General features: G+C 70.9%; 16 protein-coding genes and 1 riboswitch. Of the genes, 4 read left to right on the forward strand and 12 right to left on the reverse strand.

Annotated features, from left to right (window positions below; translation table 11 throughout):
- Window positions 1–95: 95 nt before the first annotated feature.
- Complete coding sequence (locus QFZ71_RS10095) at window positions 96–329, reverse strand: glucose PTS transporter subunit EIIB (RefSeq protein WP_010062050.1); 234 nt, start codon at window positions 327–329, stop codon at window positions 96–98.
- Window positions 330–549: 220 nt separating this feature from the next.
- Between QFZ71_RS10095 and QFZ71_RS10100 the strand changes: the two genes are divergently transcribed.
- A complete protein-coding gene (locus QFZ71_RS10100) occupies window positions 550–1,812 on the forward strand; it encodes a PTS transporter subunit EIIC (protein WP_307667924.1) in 1,263 nt (420 codons plus the stop codon).
- 283 nt (window positions 1,813–2,095) lie between these two features.
- A complete protein-coding gene (locus QFZ71_RS10105) occupies window positions 2,096–3,361 on the forward strand; it encodes a PTS transporter subunit EIIC (RefSeq protein ID WP_307667925.1) in 1,266 nt (421 codons plus the stop codon).
- A gap of 136 nt (window positions 3,362–3,497) precedes the next feature.
- On the opposite strand, the gene QFZ71_RS10110 is transcribed toward QFZ71_RS10105, so the two are convergent.
- Entirely contained in the window at window positions 3,498–4,250 is a 753-nt protein-coding gene (locus QFZ71_RS10110) for an MBL fold metallo-hydrolase (protein WP_307667926.1), read from the reverse strand.
- A 250-nt stretch (window positions 4,251–4,500) separates the two neighbouring features.
- On the opposite strand from QFZ71_RS10110, the gene QFZ71_RS10115 reads away from it, so the two are divergent.
- A complete protein-coding gene (locus tag QFZ71_RS10115; RefSeq protein ID WP_307667927.1) occupies window positions 4,501–5,022 on the forward strand; it encodes a type II toxin-antitoxin system PemK/MazF family toxin in 522 nt (173 codons plus the stop codon).
- A 104-nt stretch (window positions 5,023–5,126) separates the two neighbouring features.
- On the opposite strand, the gene QFZ71_RS10120 is transcribed toward QFZ71_RS10115, so the two are convergent.
- From QFZ71_RS10120 to clpS, 10 genes are all read right to left on the reverse strand, one after another.
- The gene (locus tag QFZ71_RS10120) at window positions 5,127–6,077 is read right to left on the reverse strand and encodes a PLP-dependent cysteine synthase family protein (RefSeq protein ID WP_228991604.1); all 951 of its coding nucleotides are present in this window, start codon (window positions 6,075–6,077) and stop codon (window positions 5,127–5,129) included.
- Window positions 6,077–6,364: a MoaD/ThiS family protein gene (locus QFZ71_RS10125; protein ID WP_307667928.1), complete on the reverse strand. Its 288-nt coding sequence runs from the start codon at window positions 6,362–6,364 to the stop codon at window positions 6,077–6,079. Before QFZ71_RS10125 ends, QFZ71_RS10120 begins: the two co-directional genes overlap by 1 nt.
- A 109-nt stretch (window positions 6,365–6,473) precedes the next feature.
- On the reverse strand, window positions 6,474–6,587 hold the full coding sequence (locus QFZ71_RS30445) for a putative leader peptide (protein ID WP_373465098.1): 114 nt from the start codon (window positions 6,585–6,587) through the stop codon (window positions 6,474–6,476).
- A gap of 69 nt (window positions 6,588–6,656) precedes the next feature.
- Complete coding sequence (locus QFZ71_RS10130) at window positions 6,657–7,454, reverse strand: ABC transporter ATP-binding protein (protein ID WP_307667929.1); 798 nt, start codon at window positions 7,452–7,454, stop codon at window positions 6,657–6,659.
- A gap of 28 nt (window positions 7,455–7,482) precedes the next feature.
- Window positions 7,483–8,523, reverse strand: coding sequence for an iron ABC transporter permease (locus tag QFZ71_RS10135; RefSeq protein ID WP_307667930.1), 1,041 nt, complete (start codon window positions 8,521–8,523; stop codon window positions 7,483–7,485).
- Window positions 8,520–9,536 (reverse strand): ABC transporter substrate-binding protein, encoded by a 1,017-nt coding sequence (locus tag QFZ71_RS10140; protein ID WP_307667931.1) that lies wholly within the window; start codon window positions 9,534–9,536, stop codon window positions 8,520–8,522. The genes QFZ71_RS10135 and QFZ71_RS10140 overlap by 4 nt, the downstream gene beginning before the upstream one ends.
- A 58-nt stretch (window positions 9,537–9,594) precedes the next feature.
- Window positions 9,595–9,709: riboswitch (cobalamin riboswitch) on the reverse strand.
- 70 nt (window positions 9,710–9,779) lie between these two features.
- Window positions 9,780–10,202 (reverse strand): M67 family metallopeptidase, encoded by a 423-nt coding sequence (locus QFZ71_RS10145; RefSeq protein WP_307667932.1) that lies wholly within the window; start codon window positions 10,200–10,202, stop codon window positions 9,780–9,782.
- A 213-nt stretch (window positions 10,203–10,415) separates the two neighbouring features.
- Entirely contained in the window at window positions 10,416–11,867 is a 1,452-nt protein-coding gene (locus tag QFZ71_RS10150; protein ID WP_307667933.1) for an amino acid permease, read from the reverse strand.
- Between the two features lie 372 nt (window positions 11,868–12,239).
- Window positions 12,240–12,851 (reverse strand): DUF2017 domain-containing protein, encoded by a 612-nt coding sequence (locus QFZ71_RS10155; protein WP_307667934.1) that lies wholly within the window; start codon window positions 12,849–12,851, stop codon window positions 12,240–12,242.
- Between the two features lie 65 nt (window positions 12,852–12,916).
- Window positions 12,917–13,234 carry an ATP-dependent Clp protease adapter ClpS gene (gene clpS, locus QFZ71_RS10160; protein ID WP_145800297.1) on the reverse strand — a complete coding sequence of 106 codons (318 nt, stop codon included), beginning with the start codon at window positions 13,232–13,234 and terminating at the stop codon, window positions 12,917–12,919.
- 79 nt (window positions 13,235–13,313) lie between these two features.
- Here clpS and QFZ71_RS10165 point away from each other — a divergent pair, with 79 nt between their 5' ends.
- Entirely contained in the window at window positions 13,314–14,642 is a 1,329-nt protein-coding gene (locus QFZ71_RS10165) for a nicotinate phosphoribosyltransferase (protein ID WP_307667935.1), read from the forward strand.
- The last annotated feature ends 35 nt before the right edge of the window (window positions 14,643–14,677 follow it).

Below are 14,677 nucleotides of genomic sequence, written 5' to 3' on the forward strand. Positions count from 1 at the left end.
GGAGTCGTACGTGGTCCGGTCGTGGGGGTACGGCGCGGGCCCCGGCCTCCGGGGCGGGAGGGCAGGGCCCGTGGGGTCCGGCGGAGGTCAGCCGGTCACATCATGTCTTCGATGTCGGCGGCGATGGGGTCGGCGTCGGTGCCGATGACGACCTGGATCGCGGTGCCCATCTTGACGACGCCGTGGGCGCCGGCGGCCTTGAGGGCGGCTTCGTCGACCTTGCTGGGGTCGTGGACCTCGGTGCGGAGGCGGGTGATGCAGCCTTCGATCTCGTCGATGTTGTCGATGCCGCCGAGCCCGGCGACGATCTTCTCAGCCTTGGTGGCCATGTCCTTCTCCCTGTTTCACGCGCAGACGGCCGCCCGCTGCGGGTCCGTTTCGTCACGGTAACGCACGGTTGGCCCAACTTCACGGGCGGGTAACCGGACCATCCCGAAAGATGACGATCACCGGTGCCCCGCCTTCCGGCACGGACTCCGGACCGTGACGCAACTGGTCTACACCAGTTTGCAACGACCGCCAAACGTGAAGTGTTCCGGGAGGACGCCCATGAGTTCGAGCGCCGCTGCGGCAGCACCGCAGCAGAAATGGTGGAACGGACCGGTCCAGGGCCTGCAGAAGGTCGGGCGGAGCCTCCAGCTCCCGGTGGCCGTCCTCCCCGCCGCCGGTCTGCTCGTCAGCCTCGGCAACCTCTTCGGCTCCTATCTGCACGGCTCTTTCTGGGACAAGACCTCCAAGGTCCTGCTCAACGGCGGCGGCGCGATCCTCGACGGCGAGCTGGGCCTGCCCCTGCTGTTCTGCATCGGCGTGGCGATCGGGTTCGCGAAGAAGGCGGACGGCTCCACCGCGCTGGCGGCCGTGGTCGGCTTCCTGGTCTACCGGGGGGTGCTGACGGCCTTCCCGATGGACGGCACGGTGACCGCCGAGCTGCCGGACGGCGAACCGCAGAACCCGGGCGTGCTCGGCGGCATCCTGATCGGCCTGCTGACCGCCGTCGTGTGGCAGCGCTACCACCGGACCAAGCTGGTGGACTGGCTCGGGTTCTTCAACGGGCGGCGCCTGGTGCCGATCCTGATGGCGTTCCTCTGCGTGGTCCTGGGCGTCCTGTTCGGGCTGCTGTGGCAGCCGGTGGGCGACGGGCTGACCTGGCTCTCCAAGCAGCTGATCGACCTCGGCTCGTGGGGTGCGGCGATCTTCGGCTTCGCCAACCGGCTGCTGATCCCGATCGGTATGCACCAGTTCCTGAACACGTTCTTCTGGTTCCAGGCGGGCGAGTTCGCCGGGGCGGACGGTCAGACCGTGCAGGGCGACATCTCCCGGTTCCTCGCGGGGGACCCGTCGGCGGGCCAGTTCACCTCGGGCTTCTTCCCGATCATGATGTTCGGTCTGCCCGCCGCCGCGCTGGCCATCACCCACTGCGCGCGACCCGAGCGCCGCAAGGAGGTGGGGGGACTGATGCTGTCGGCGGCACTGACCTCGCTCGTGACGGGGGTGACCGAGCCGCTGGAGTTCTCGTTCATGTTCGTCGCGCCGCTGCTGTACGGCACGCACGCGGTGCTCACCGGGGCGTCGATGGGCATCACCTGGCTGCTGGGGGTGCACGCGGGGTTCAGCTTCTCGGCCGGGTTGATCGACTACGTCGTCAACTGGCATCTGGACACGAAACCGTGGCTGATCATCCCGATCGGCCTGTGCTTCGCCGTCGTGTACTACGTGATCTTCCGCTTCGCGATCACCAAGTTCGACCTCAAGACACCGGGGCGCGAACCGGAGGAAATCGAGAAGGAGATGGAGAAGGACCTCACCAAGTAGCGCGGAAGCGCAGCCCAGCCAGGCTTCGAGCCCGGCTCGCACGGCCCGACGAAGGCCCCCGGACCATCTGGTCCGGGGGCCTTCGTCATCTCACCGAACGTGCTGGATCTGCTACTGCGAATCAAGGAGGGAATTGAAGGTTCCTTATCTAACCCTCACCGTGCTAAAACTGGTCTACACCACTGAGTGGTCCAGACCACGGCTGTCTGCCGCCGTCTGTCGAGTCGTCGCCGCCTCCCCTCATCAACGACCCGGGCGGCACCGCGTCCCCTGGAGGAAGTTGATGACCACGGCTGAGACCGCACCCGCGGCCGAGAAGAAGAAGGGCGCCGGCGCGATGGCCGTCATGCAGCGCATCGGCCGCAGCCTCATGCTGCCGGTCGCCGTGCTGCCGGCCGCCGCGCTCCTGGTCCGCCTCGGTGCCGACGACATGCTGGGCCGCCCGTCGTTCCCGACCTTCGTCACGAAGCTCGCCGGCTACATGGCCGCGGGCGGCAACGCCCTCCTCGAGAACATGGCGCTGCTGTTCGCCGTCGGCATCGCGATCGGCTACGCGAAGAAGTCGGACGGCTCCACCGCCCTCGCGGCCGTCACCGGCTACCTGGTCTTCAAGAACGTGCTGGCCACGTTCACGGACCCGAACCTGAAGAAGGTCGCCGAGGTCGTCGACGGCAAGATCGTCATGAACGAGGCGCCGGTGGACGCCAAGGTCCTCGGCGGTGTCGTGATGGGCCTCGTGGTGGCCCTGCTCTACCAGAAGTTCTACCGGACGAAGCTGCCCGACTGGGCGGGCTTCTTCAGCGGCCGCCGTCTGGTCCCGATCCTCTCCGCCCTCGCGGGTCTGGTCATCGGCATCGTCTTCGGTCTGATCTGGCCGGTCCTCGGCTCCGGTCTGCACAACTTCGGTGAGTGGCTGGTCGGTTCCGGCGCGGTCGGCGCGGGCATCTTCGGTGTCGCCAACCGTGCGCTGATCCCGGTCGGCATGCACCACCTGCTGAACTCCTTCCCGTGGTTCCAGGCGGGCGAGTACAACGGCAAGAACGGCGACATCGCCCGCTTCCTGGAAGGCGACCCGAGCGCCGGGCAGTTCATGACCGGCTTCTTCCCGATCATGATGTTCGCCCTTCCGGCGGCCTGCCTCGCGATCGTCCACTGTGCCCGCCCGGAGCGCCGCAAGGTCGTCGGCGGCATGATGTTCTCCCTCGCGCTGACCTCGTTCGTCACCGGTGTGACCGAGCCGATCGAGTTCACGTTCATGTTCGTCGCCCCGGTGCTGTACGCGATCCACGCGGTGCTGACCGGTGTGTCGATGGCCCTGACCTGGGCGCTCGGGATGAAGGACGGCTTCGGGTTCTCGGCCGGTCTCGTCGACTTCGGCCTCAACCTGGGCATCGCCACCAAGCCGTGGCTGCTGGTCCTGGTCGGCCTCTGCTTCGCGGCGGTCTACTACGTGCTCTTCCGCTTCGCGATCACCAGGTTCAACCTCCCGACCCCGGGCCGGGAGTCGGACGAGGAGCTGGCCGAGCTGCGGAAGGCCGAGGCGAAGTAGCCTCCGCCCCGCCCGCGCCACAAAGCCCCCGCTCCCCGAGGACGTCTCCCGGGGAGCGGGGGCTTCGGCGTGTCCGCCTGTCGTACGGGGACGTCCCGGCGGTCCGGCGGAACGGCCCCGCGGCGGCAGCCGGGGCTCAGAGTTCGTACACCGCGCCCGGACGGGCCAGTTCCACCGGGCCCGCGTAGGCCGCGCGGGCGTCGGCGGCGTTGCGGTCGGCGTCCGTCCACGGCGGGATGTGGGTGAGGACGAGCCGGCGTGCTCCGGCGCGGGCCGCCGCCTCGCCGGCCTCGCGGCCGTTGAGGTGGAGGTCGGGGATGTCCTCCTTGCCGTCGACGAACGACGCCTCGCAGAGGAAGAGGTCGGTGTCCCGTGCGAGGTTCTCCAGCGCCTCGCAGGCGCCGGTGTCGCCGGAGTAGGTGAGGGAGGAGCCGCCGTGTTCGATCCGGATGCCGAAGGTGTCGACGGGGTGGCAGAGCTTCTCCGTGCGGACCGCGAAGGGGCCGATCTCGAACGCCGCCGGCTTGAGGGTGTGGAAGTCGAAGACCTCGCTCATCGCCCGGTCGGAGGGGGTATCGCCGTGGGCGGCGGTCAGCCGCTGCTCGGTGCCCTCGGGGCCGTAGACCGGGAGGGGGCGGGGGCGGTCGCCGCCGTGCGGGTAGTAGCGCACGACGAAGTACGCGCACATGTCGATGCAGTGGTCGGCGTGCAGATGGCTGAGGAAGATCGCGTCGAGGTCGTAGAGGCCGACGTGGCGCTGCAGCTCGCCGAGGGCACCGTTGCCCATGTCGAGGAGCAGCCGGAAGCCGTCGGCCTCTACGAGGTAGCTCGAACATGCCGAACCCTGGGAGGGGAACGAGCCGGAGCAGCCGACGACGGTGAGCTTCATGGAGCGTGAACCTCCGGGGCGCGGGAACGGGGAGGGTTCGTGCGATTCCGCCGGAGCTTCGTGGAATTCCTGCGGGATTGTTTCTGCGGTTCGTCGAGCGTAAGGCGCGGAACTCCGCGTCGCTCCTCCGCTGCCCTCCGTTGTGGGGGAACTCACCTGCTCTGTCACCGGTTCGATGGAAGCGCGTCCACCGCGAGGCCCGGCGCGTCCGTCCGGGTGTGCGTGTCCCGGCCGCCGGTACGGTCGGGGGATGAACACGTTCTGGTGGGTGGCGCTGGTCGCCGTGGTCCTGCTCGCGCTCGTGGCGGCGGTGGTGGACGGGCGGGGGCGCTCGGACCGGGGGCCCCGTTCGCGCCGGCCGGCGGGGACGGCCCGTACCCGGCCGCCGTCGCGGCCCTCGCGGCCTTCGTCGCGGCCGTCGGGACCGGCGGACCGCGGGGACGGGCGTACGCCGCGGGCGGGTGAGGTGTGGTGGGCCGATGTGCCGTACGAGGACGGGCCGGGGTCGAAGGACCGGCCGTGTCTGGTGCTCTCGGTACGGGGACGGGGCCGGGGGCGTTCGGCGCTGGTGGCGAAGATCACCAGTAAGCATCACGAGGAGCGGCCCGGTGTGATCGCGCTGCCCGCGGGGACGGTCGGGGACCGGCAGGGGCGGCAGAGCTTCCTGGAGACGGACGAGCTGCGGGAGGTGCGGGTCGCCGCGTTCCGGCGGCGGGTGGGGGCGGTGGACGCGGAGCTGTGGGAGCGCGTACGGGGGCTCGGGGCGGGGTGAGGGGCGGGCGAACGGGGGCTCGGGCGGGGTGAGGGCGGGGCCGTGGTGCCGGGGCCCCGCCCCTCGCCCCGCTCCCCGGGTGCCGGAGGGGGTGGGCGCGGGGCCTACGCCCAGAGCTGGCCCTGGAGGGTTTCGATGGCCGCCTCCGTGGTCGGTGCCGTGTAGACGCCGGTGGACAGGTACTTCCAGCCGCCGTCCGCGACGACGAAGACGATGTCGGCGCTCTCTCCGGCCTTGACGGCCTTGCGGCCCACGCCGATCGCCGCGTGGAGGGCCGCGCCGGTGGAGACGCCCGCGAAGATGCCTTCCTGCTGGAGGAGTTCGCGGGTGCGGGTGACCGCGTCGGCGGAGCCCACGGAGAAGCGGGTGGTGAGGACGGAGGCGTCGTAGAGCTCGGGGACGAAGCCCTCGTCGAGGTTGCGCAGGCCGTAGACCAGGTCGTCGTACCGGGGTTCGGCGGCGACGATCCGGATGCCGGGGCGGTTCTCGCGGAGGTAGCGGCCGACGCCCATGAGGGTGCCGGTGGTGCCGAGGCCCGCGACGAAGTGGGTGATGGACGGGAGGTCGGTGAGGATCTCGGGTCCGGTGGTGGCGTAGTGGGCGCCCGCGTTGTCCGGGTTGCCGTACTGGTAGAGCATCACCCAGTCCGGGTGCTCCGCGCTGAGTTCCTTGGCGACGCGGACGGCGGTGTTGGAGCCGCCGGCGGCCGGGGAGGAGATGATCTCGGCTCCCCACATGGCGAGCAGGTCGCGCCGTTCCTGCGAGGTGTTCTCCGGCATGACGCACACGATCCGGTAGCCCTTGAGCTTGGCCGCCATGGCGAGCGAGATGCCGGTGTTGCCGCTGGTGGGCTCCAGGATGGTGCAGCCGGGGGTGAGCCGGCCGTCCTTCTCGGCCTGTTCGACCATGTGGAGCGCGGGGCGGTCCTTGATCGAGCCGGTGGGGTTGCGGTCCTCCAGCTTCGCCCAGATGCGGACGTCCTCGGAGGGGGACAGCCGCGGGAGGCGGACGAGGGGGGTGTTCCCCACGGCCGCCAGCGGGGAGTCGTACCGCATCAGCGCATGCCGCCGGCGACGGCGGGGAGGATCGTGACGTTGTCGCCGTCGCTGAGCTTGGTGGAGATGCCGTCGAGGAAGCGGACGTCCTCGTCGTTGAGGTAGACGTTCACGAAGCGGCGGAGCTGGTCGCCGTTGGCGCCGTCGACGAGTCGCTCACGGATGCCGGTGTGGCGGCTCTCCAGGTCGGCGAAGAGGTCGGCGATGGTGTCCCCGTTGCCTTCGACGGCCTTCGCGCCGTCGGTGTAGGTGCGGAGGATGGTCGGGATGCGGACCTCGATGGCCATGGCGTGGGCTCCTGTCGAAAGCGTGGAGTGGCGTGGGGCGCGCGTTTCTGCCCCGCGCGGGGGTGGTGCGGGTGGGTGGGCGCGCGGACCGCGGCTCAGGCCGGGCGGCTCACGGGCGGGCTGCGGTGCGACAGATCGCGCTGGACAGCCTGCACAGGTCGACGTGCAGCCGCGCGACGAGCAGCGTGCCCGGCGTCTTGATGCTCACGTCAGGGGGAACCATGCGGGCATCGTATCGATTCCCTGTGCGGAAACCCGAGTGTGATCCCACCTGGTGGACGGTGAGTGACCGCTATGTGGACACGGTGGGGGTGTCGGCCCTCTCCGGGAGGTAGACGACCGTGGGGGTGCCGGTCGCCGGGTGGGTGCTGACCTCGGCGGCGACCCCGTACACCTCGCGCAGCAGCTCGGTCGTGAGGACCTTCTCCGGGGTGCCGGACGCGACGACGCGGCCGTCCTGGAGGACGTAGAGGCGGTCGCAGAAGTAGGCGGCGAGGTTGAGGTCGTGCAGGGCGAGGAGGTTGGTGGTGCCCAGGGCGCGGACCAGGGCGAGGATCTCCAACTGGTAGCGGATGTCCAGGTGGTTGGTGGGTTCGTCCAGGACGACGAGCGCGGGCTGCTGGACCAGGGCGCGGGCGACCAGGGCCCGCTGGCGTTCGCCGCCGGAGAGGGAGGCGAACGTGCGGGGGGCGAGCGCGGCGATGCCGACCCGTGCGAGGGCCTCGGAGACCAGGCCGGCGTCGGCAGCGGTGTCCGCCTCCCAGAACCGTTTGTGCGGGGCGCGGCCCATCGCGACGACCTGGCCGACGGTGAGGTCGAATCCGGCCTGGCCGTCCTGGGGGACGGTGGCGATGCGCTGGGCGCGGGCTTTCACGGGGAGGGCGGCGAGGTCGTCGCCGTCGAGGAGGACGCGGCCGTGGGTGGGGCGCAGGGTGCCGTAGACGCAGCGCAGGAGGGTGGTCTTGCCGCTGCCGTTGGGGCCGACGAGGCCGACGGTCTCGCCGTCGGCGGCGGTGAGGTCGACGGCGTCGACGAGGTGGCGGCCCTGGCCGGTCCCGTACGAGAGTCCTTCGGTGCGCAGGGTGGTCACGGGCGGGCTCCCTCGGTGTGTGACGCCTTCATGCGGGGGCTCCTTCGGGCCGGCGGCGGAGCATCCAGAGGAAGAACGGGCCGCCGGTCAGCGCGGTGAGGACGCCGACCGGGATGTCCTGCGGGGCGGCGAGCGTCCGGGCGGCGAGATCGGCGAGGACCAGGAACACCGCGCCGCCGAGGGCGGCGACGGGGAGGAGCGCGCGGTGGGCGGCGCCGACGGCCATGCGGGCCATGTGCGGGACCATCAGCCCGACGAAGCCGATCGCTCCGCTGTAGGCGACGAGCACCCCGGTCATCAGGGAGGCGAGGACGAAGACGGCGGCGCGGAAGCGGGCGGTGTCCAGGCCGAGGACGGTCGCGCCCTCCTCCCCCACCAGGAGCAGGTCGAGCGGGCGGGCCAGGGTGAGGAGCACCGCGGTACCGGCGACCAGGGTGATGGCGGGGAGGGCGAGCATGTCCCAGCGGGCCGCGCCGAGTCCGCCGAGGGTCCAGTGGAGGACTTCCTGGAGGTGGTCGGCGCGCGCGGAGGTGACCAGGATGAGGCTGGTCAGGGCGGAGAGGACGTAGGAGACGGCGACCCCGGCGAGGACGAGCCGGTTGGTGGTGAGGCCGCCTCCGCCGCGCGCCAGGGTGTAGACGAGCAGCAGGGAGAGCAGCGCTCCGGCGAAGGCGGCGGCCGGGATGGCGACGGTGGTGGCGAGGGTGGCGCCGATGCCGAGGACGATGACCAGGACCGCGCCGGTGGAGGCCCCGGAGGAGACGCCGAGGAGGAAGGGGTCGGCGAGCTGGTTGCGGACGAGGGCCTGGAGGACGGTGCCGATGACGGCCAGTCCGGCGCCGACGACGATGCCGAGGAGGACCCGGGGCAGCCGGACGTCCAGGACGATCGTGCGGAACGGGCTCGCCTCCGCCCGCCCGGTCAGGATGTCGATCACCTGGCCGGGCGGGATGCGGACGGAGCCGAGGGCGAGGGCGGCGAGCACGGCGGCGCCGAGGAGCGCGGCGAGAACGCCGAGCACCAGGGTGTAGCCGAGGGGCCGCCGCGGTGCGGAGGCGCGGCAGGTCACGGGGTGGGTGCCGCCTCGCCCGCCGGGTGGAGCTGGGCCGCGAGCTTGTCGACGGCGGCGGGGACGCGGACGCCGAGGACCGCGTCGGAGAGCGGCATGACCGCGAAGCGCTTGTTCCTGATCGCGGGGACGTCGGCGAGGGCGGGGTCGGTGAGGAGGCGCTTCTTCTTCTGTTCGACGGTGGTGGTCCCGTAGTCGTAGATCACGATGACCTCGGGCTTGCGGGCGACGACGTTCTCCCAGGAGGCGTCGCCGAAGGGCTTGTCGAGGTCGGCGAAGACGTTGGTGCCGCCGGCCCGTTCGATCAGTTCGTTGCCGATGCCCTCGCCGCCCGCGGTGAAGGCGGTCTTGTCGCCGCTGTCGTAGACGAAGACGGAGACGGGCTTCACGCCGTCCAGCTTCTTCGCGGTGGCGGCGTTGTCGGCCTTGGCCCGCTCGATCCAGGCTTCGGCGCGGTCGGGGACGCCGAAGGTGCGGCCGACCTCGCGGATCTCGTCGTAGAGGGTGTCCATGGGCCGGTCGCCCTCGGTGCAGCTCTCGGTGTTGAGGCGGGTCTCGACACCGGCCTTGGCGAACGCCTCGCGGCCCCGGCCGTCGGCGGCGGTGAAGGCGCTGCCGTAGCCGCCGTAGACGAAGTCGGGGGCGGCGGCGAGGACCTGTTCGTAGGAGGGGTACTCCTCGGCGAGGACGGGGACGGAGGCGTAGTCCTTCGCGTACTCCGGCAGGACCTGGTCGTCGAGGTAGGCGGTGCCGACGAGGGACTCGGTGAGGCCCAGTTCCAGCATGATCTCGGTGACGTGCTGGTTCATGGTGACCACGCGCTTCGGCGGGGCCTGGAACGTGGTGGTGACACCGCAGTTCTCGACGGTGTACGGGAAGCCGTCGCTCTTCGCCGCCGCCCCGTCCCCGGCGGCGGGGCCGCCGGAGGAGTCGGCCGTCCCGGAGGAGCAGGCGGTGAGGGCGAGCGGGAGCAGCACGGCGGCGGCTATGAGCGCAGGGGTGCGCCGGAACATGGCGGGGCCTCTCCGGGGGATTTCCGCGTCCCCTGGTCGATGCTGGAAGGCGTCGGGCCAGTTCCTGACTTCCGGGCCGCCCTCCGGTGCGGAACGCCCCTGGGGGCGTCCGCGTGGGAGGGGGCCCGGTCACAGTGGCGGGACCGTGCCGGATTCGCACCGGCTTCCTGGTTCCCGTCGCCTTGTCTTCGGGTCTGGGGTGCAGTGTGCCAGACCCGTTCGGCCGCTCCGTGAGGTGTCGGCTCAGTACGCCTCGACGACCTGCACGTCTTCCTCCGTGATCACGCCGTCCACGATGCGGTACGAGCGGAACTGGAAGGGGCCCGCGTCGTCGGTGTCGGCGGTGGAGACGAGGACGTAGTGGGCGCCGGGCTCGTTGGCGTACGTGACGTCGGTGCGGGAGGGGTACGCCTCGGTCGCGGTGTGCGAGTGGTAGACGATCACCGGCTCCTCGTCGCGGTCGTCCATCTCGCGGTAGAGCTTGAGCAGGTCGGAGGAGTCGAACTCGTAGAACGTGGGCGAGCGGGCGGCGTTGAGCATCGGGATGAAGCGCTCGGGGCGGTCGGTACCGGCCGGGCCCGCGACCACTCCGCACGCCTCGTCGGGGTGGTCGGCGCGGGCGTGCGCGACGATCTGGTCGTGGAGCGCCTGGGTGATGGTCAGCATGGCGTCAGGATATGCGGGCGGGCCCTCGCGTACCGGTGGGTGGTACGCGAGGGCCCGCATGCTGGACAGCTCTCGGCCTTCGGGGCGGCCGTGGCGGTCCGGGGAGGGGGCGGTCGTGGGGCCCGCCCTCGGGGTCGGTGACGATGCCGGTCCGGTGGACGCCCGGGTCCGGCGCGGAGGCCGGGGCCGGTGGGGCGGCCCCGGTTCCCGGCGTCAGCGGGTCTCGGTGGGGGCCTTCTCCGGGTCCGGGGTGCGGGCCTGGATGACCCGGTAGGAGACGAAGAGGACGAGCGCCCACAGCGGCGCGCAGTAGAGCGAGATCCTGGCGTCCTCGTCGATCGCCATCATCACGATGACCATGCCGATGAACAGCAGGGCGAACCAGCTGGTGTACGGGGCTCCGGGGGCCTTGAACGAGGAGTGCGGGAGCAGCCCGGCGTCGGCCATGCGGCGGTAGCGGATCTGGCTGATCAGGATCATGATCCAGGCCCACATGCCGGAGATGGTCGCGAAGGAGACGACGTAGGTGAACGCCTCGCCCGGCCACTGGTAGTTGATCCAGACGCCGACGAGCATCAGGGCGGCGGAGAAGGTGGTGCCGGCCAGCGGCAGGCCGTTCTTCGTCAGCTGGGTGAAGGCGCGGGGGCCCTGGCCGTTGAGGGCGAGGTCGCGGAGCATGCGGCCGGTGGAGTACATGCCGGAGTTGCAGGAGGAGAGCGCCGCGGTGAGGACGACGAAGTTGACGATGGCGGCGCCGACGCCGAGCCCCATCTCCTCGAAGGCCTTCACGAACGGGGAGACGCCGGGCTTGAAGGTGGACCACGGGACGACCGAGAGGATCATGATCAGCGCGCCGACGTAGAAGACGGCGATGCGCCACGGCACGGTGTTGATGGCCTTGGGCAGCACGGTCTCGGGGTCCTTGGACTCTCCGGCGGTGACGCCGACGAGTTCCACGGCGAGGAAGGCGAACATGACGATCTGGAGCGTCATGAGGGTGCCGGTGATGCCGTTGGGGAAGAAGCCGCCGTCGTTCCAGAGGTTGGCGACCGTCGCGGTGTCGCCCGCGTCGGAGAATCCGACGGTGAGGACGCCCGCGCAGATCAGGATCATGCCGATGATGGCGGTGACCTTGACCATGGAGAACCAGAACTCCAGCTCGCCGAAGAGCTTCACGGAGATCAGGTTGGCGCCGTAGAGAATGACGGTGAACACCAGGGCGGAGAGCCACTGGGGAATGTCCCACCAGTACGTCATATACGTGGCCGCGGCGGTGACTTCGGTGATTCCGGTGACGACCCAGAACAGCCAGTAGGTCCACCCGGTGACGAATCCGAAGAACGGGCTGATGAATTCCCGTGCGTACTCCGAGAAGGAGCCGGAGACCGGGCGGTACATGAGGAGTTCGCCCAGGGCCCGCATGATGAAGAAGATGACCAGACCCGCGATGACGTAGGCCAGGATGAGGCTGGGTCCGGCCCGGTCGATGGCCTTGCCCGCGCCGAGGAAGAGACCGGTGCCGATGGCCCCGCCGATGGCGATCATCTGGATCTGGCGGGCTCCCAGGCCTCGCTGGTATCCCTCGCCGCCGGCTCCGGCGTCCCCGGCTTCACCGCCGGGCCGCCCCTGGCCGGCCTGTCCGTCGTCGACGTGCGCCGTTGTCATGGTGGTGCGCCTTTCTCCACGCCGATCCGCGCGCCGTACGAGGCGGCGGACCAGGTCCTGATCCCCCCGGATATGGATGGAGTGCGACCGGCGTTCGGCCGGTGTGCAGCGCCCCGGGGAAACAGGGGTGGCGTTCCCCGGGCGGTCGTGAAGATTTATCACGGCCGTCATGGAACACCTTGAGGCATTATGTGGCGCACGCCACAGGAAAAAGCAGACAAGAGACTCCGTCCGGCATGAATGACCCGAATGACTTGGGGCGATCATTACCCGGATCTGAGCGTCCGTTGAGCGAACAAAGGCCGTCCGCCACGGCGTGGCGGACGGCCCGGTCCGACGGGGGCTGTCTGCGGAAAAGGCCCGAACGGCCGGTTACGGCATCAGGGTCTCGACGAGGGTCTCCTGGAGCGCGCCGAGCCAGAGGTAGGCCATCACCATGGGCTTGCGCGGATCGCTGTCGGGGAGCCGGTAGAGCGAGCCCTCCTCGCCCTGGTCGTCGTCGGAGACCTCCAGCCGGGTGCCGATGGTCAGCCGCAGGTCGTTGAGGGAGCGCAGCCAGCTGCGGCATTCGTCGCCGGTGAGGGTGAGGACGGCGCCGCCGTCGCCGACCGGGGAGAGGGCGTCCAGGGTGCGGACGACGGTGAGGGCGTCCTCGCGCTTGCCGGAGCGCAGGTCCATCTCGGTGAAGCGGCGGAACTCGGAGGACAGCTCGCGCAGCTCCTCCTCCGGCTTTCCGCCCTCCGCGGGGCCGTCGGGGCCGCCGTAGGCGTCGGGGAAGAGGCGGGCCAGCGCCGGATCGGACGGCGGCTTGCTGGGCCCCTCGGCGAAGAGGGCGGCGAGCGGGTCCTCACCCTCGGCGGGCTGGCCGCCGGGGCCGATCAGCTCCAGCAGCTGGACGGCGAGCGAGCGCAGGATGGAGATCTCGACCTCGTCGAGCGCGACGGCCGCGCCGCCGCCTGGGGTGGCCTCGAAATGGCCGGCCATGGGGTCTCCGATGGTGGGTCGAACGGGGCAGGGGCGGGGCGCGCCGGGGCGCGGCGGCCCGTCGGTCAGTTGCGGTCCTGGGTGAGGGTGGCCCACAGCCCGTAGCCGTGCATGGCCTGGACGTCGCGCTCCATCTCCTCGCGGCTCCCGCTGGAGACGACGGCGCGGCCCTTCTGGTGCACGTCCATCATGAGCCGGTGGGCCTTGTCCTTCGAGTAGCCGAAGTAGGCCTGGAAGACGTAGGTCACGTAGCTCATGAGGTTGACCGGGTCGTTGTGGACGAGCGTCACCCACGGGACGTCCGGCTCGGGGACCACGAAGGTCTCCTCGGCGGAATCAGGTCGTTCGATCTCCAGCGGAGTAGCAACGCTCACCTGTCCCATGCTGCCACCCGGAGGGTCCCCGCGCACAAACGGACCCCACATCTCGTCACTTTGACGAATAGGGGGTAGCATTCCAGCCATGAACACAGCGGACCTCGGGCGACGGGTCGGCGTTCCGTCGACCGCGCTCTTCACCGACCAGTACGAGCTGACGATGGTGCAGGCGGCCCTCAAGGCCGGCACCGCCGACCGGCACTCCGTCTTCGAGGCGTTCACCCGCCGCCTGCCCGAGGGGCGGCGCTACGGCGTCGTCGCGGGCACCGGCCGGGTGCTGGACGCGGTGGAGAACTTCCACTTCGACGACGAGATGATCGGCTTCCTGCGCCAGCAGCAGATCGTGGACGAGCCGACCCTGGAATGGCTGGCCGGCTACCGCTTCAGCGGCGACATCTGGGGCTACCCGGAGGGCGAGGTCTACTTCCCCGGCTCCCCGGTCCTCCGGGTGGAGGGCACCTTCGCCGAGTGCGTGCTGCTGGAGACGGTGATCCTCTCGATCCTCAACCACGACTCCGCCATCGCCGCCGCCGCCTCGCGGATGTCGGCCGCCGCCGGGGGCCGCCGGCTCATCGAGATGGGGGCGCGCCGCACCCACGAGCTGTCGGCGGTCGCCTCGGCCCGCGCGGCGTACGTCGGCGGCTTCGACGCCACCTCCGACCTGGCGGCGGGGTTCCGCTGGGCGATCCCGACGGTGGGCACGAGCGCGCACGCCTTCACCCTGCTGCACGACACCGAGCGCGACGCGTTCCGGGCCCAGGTGGACTCGCTGGGCCGGGGCACGACGCTGCTGGTCGACACGTACGACGTGACCGAGGCGGTCCGGGCGGCCGTCGAGATCGCGGGCCCGGAGCTGGGCGCCGTACGGATCGACTCCGGGGACCTGCTGCTGGTCGCGCACCGGGTGCGCCAGCAGCTGGACGAGCTGGGGGCGACGGACACGAAGATCGTGGTGACCTCGGACCTGGACGAATACGCCATCGCCTCGCTGGCCGCCGCACCGGTGGACGCGTACGGGGTCGGCACCCAGCTGGTCACCGGGAGCGGGCACCCCACCTGCTCGATGGTCTACAAGCTGGTGGCCCGCGCCGGTTCGGGTGAGCCGGACGCCCCGCTCGTCCCGGTGGCCAAGAAGTCGCTCGGCGCGAAGGCGTCGAAGGGCGGCCGCAAGTGGGCCGCCCGCCGGACCGACGAGCACGGCGTCGCCGAGGCCGAGGTGATCGGCACCGGGCCGGTCCCCGAGGAGCTGGCCGGCCGGCAGCTGCTGGTGGAGCTGGTGCGGGGCGGCGAGGTGGTCGCCCGCGAGCCGCTGGACGCGGTCCGGGACCGGCACGTGGCCGCGCGGGCGGGGCTGCCGATGTCGGCGGTCCAGCTGTCGCGCGGCGAGGCGGTGATCCCGACCGAGTACGTCTGACGCGGTCCGGGACCGGCCCGGTCCCGGACCGGAGC

Source organism: Streptomyces sp. V2I9, assembly GCF_030817475.1.
GTDB lineage: Bacteria > Actinomycetota > Actinomycetes > Streptomycetales > Streptomycetaceae > Streptomyces.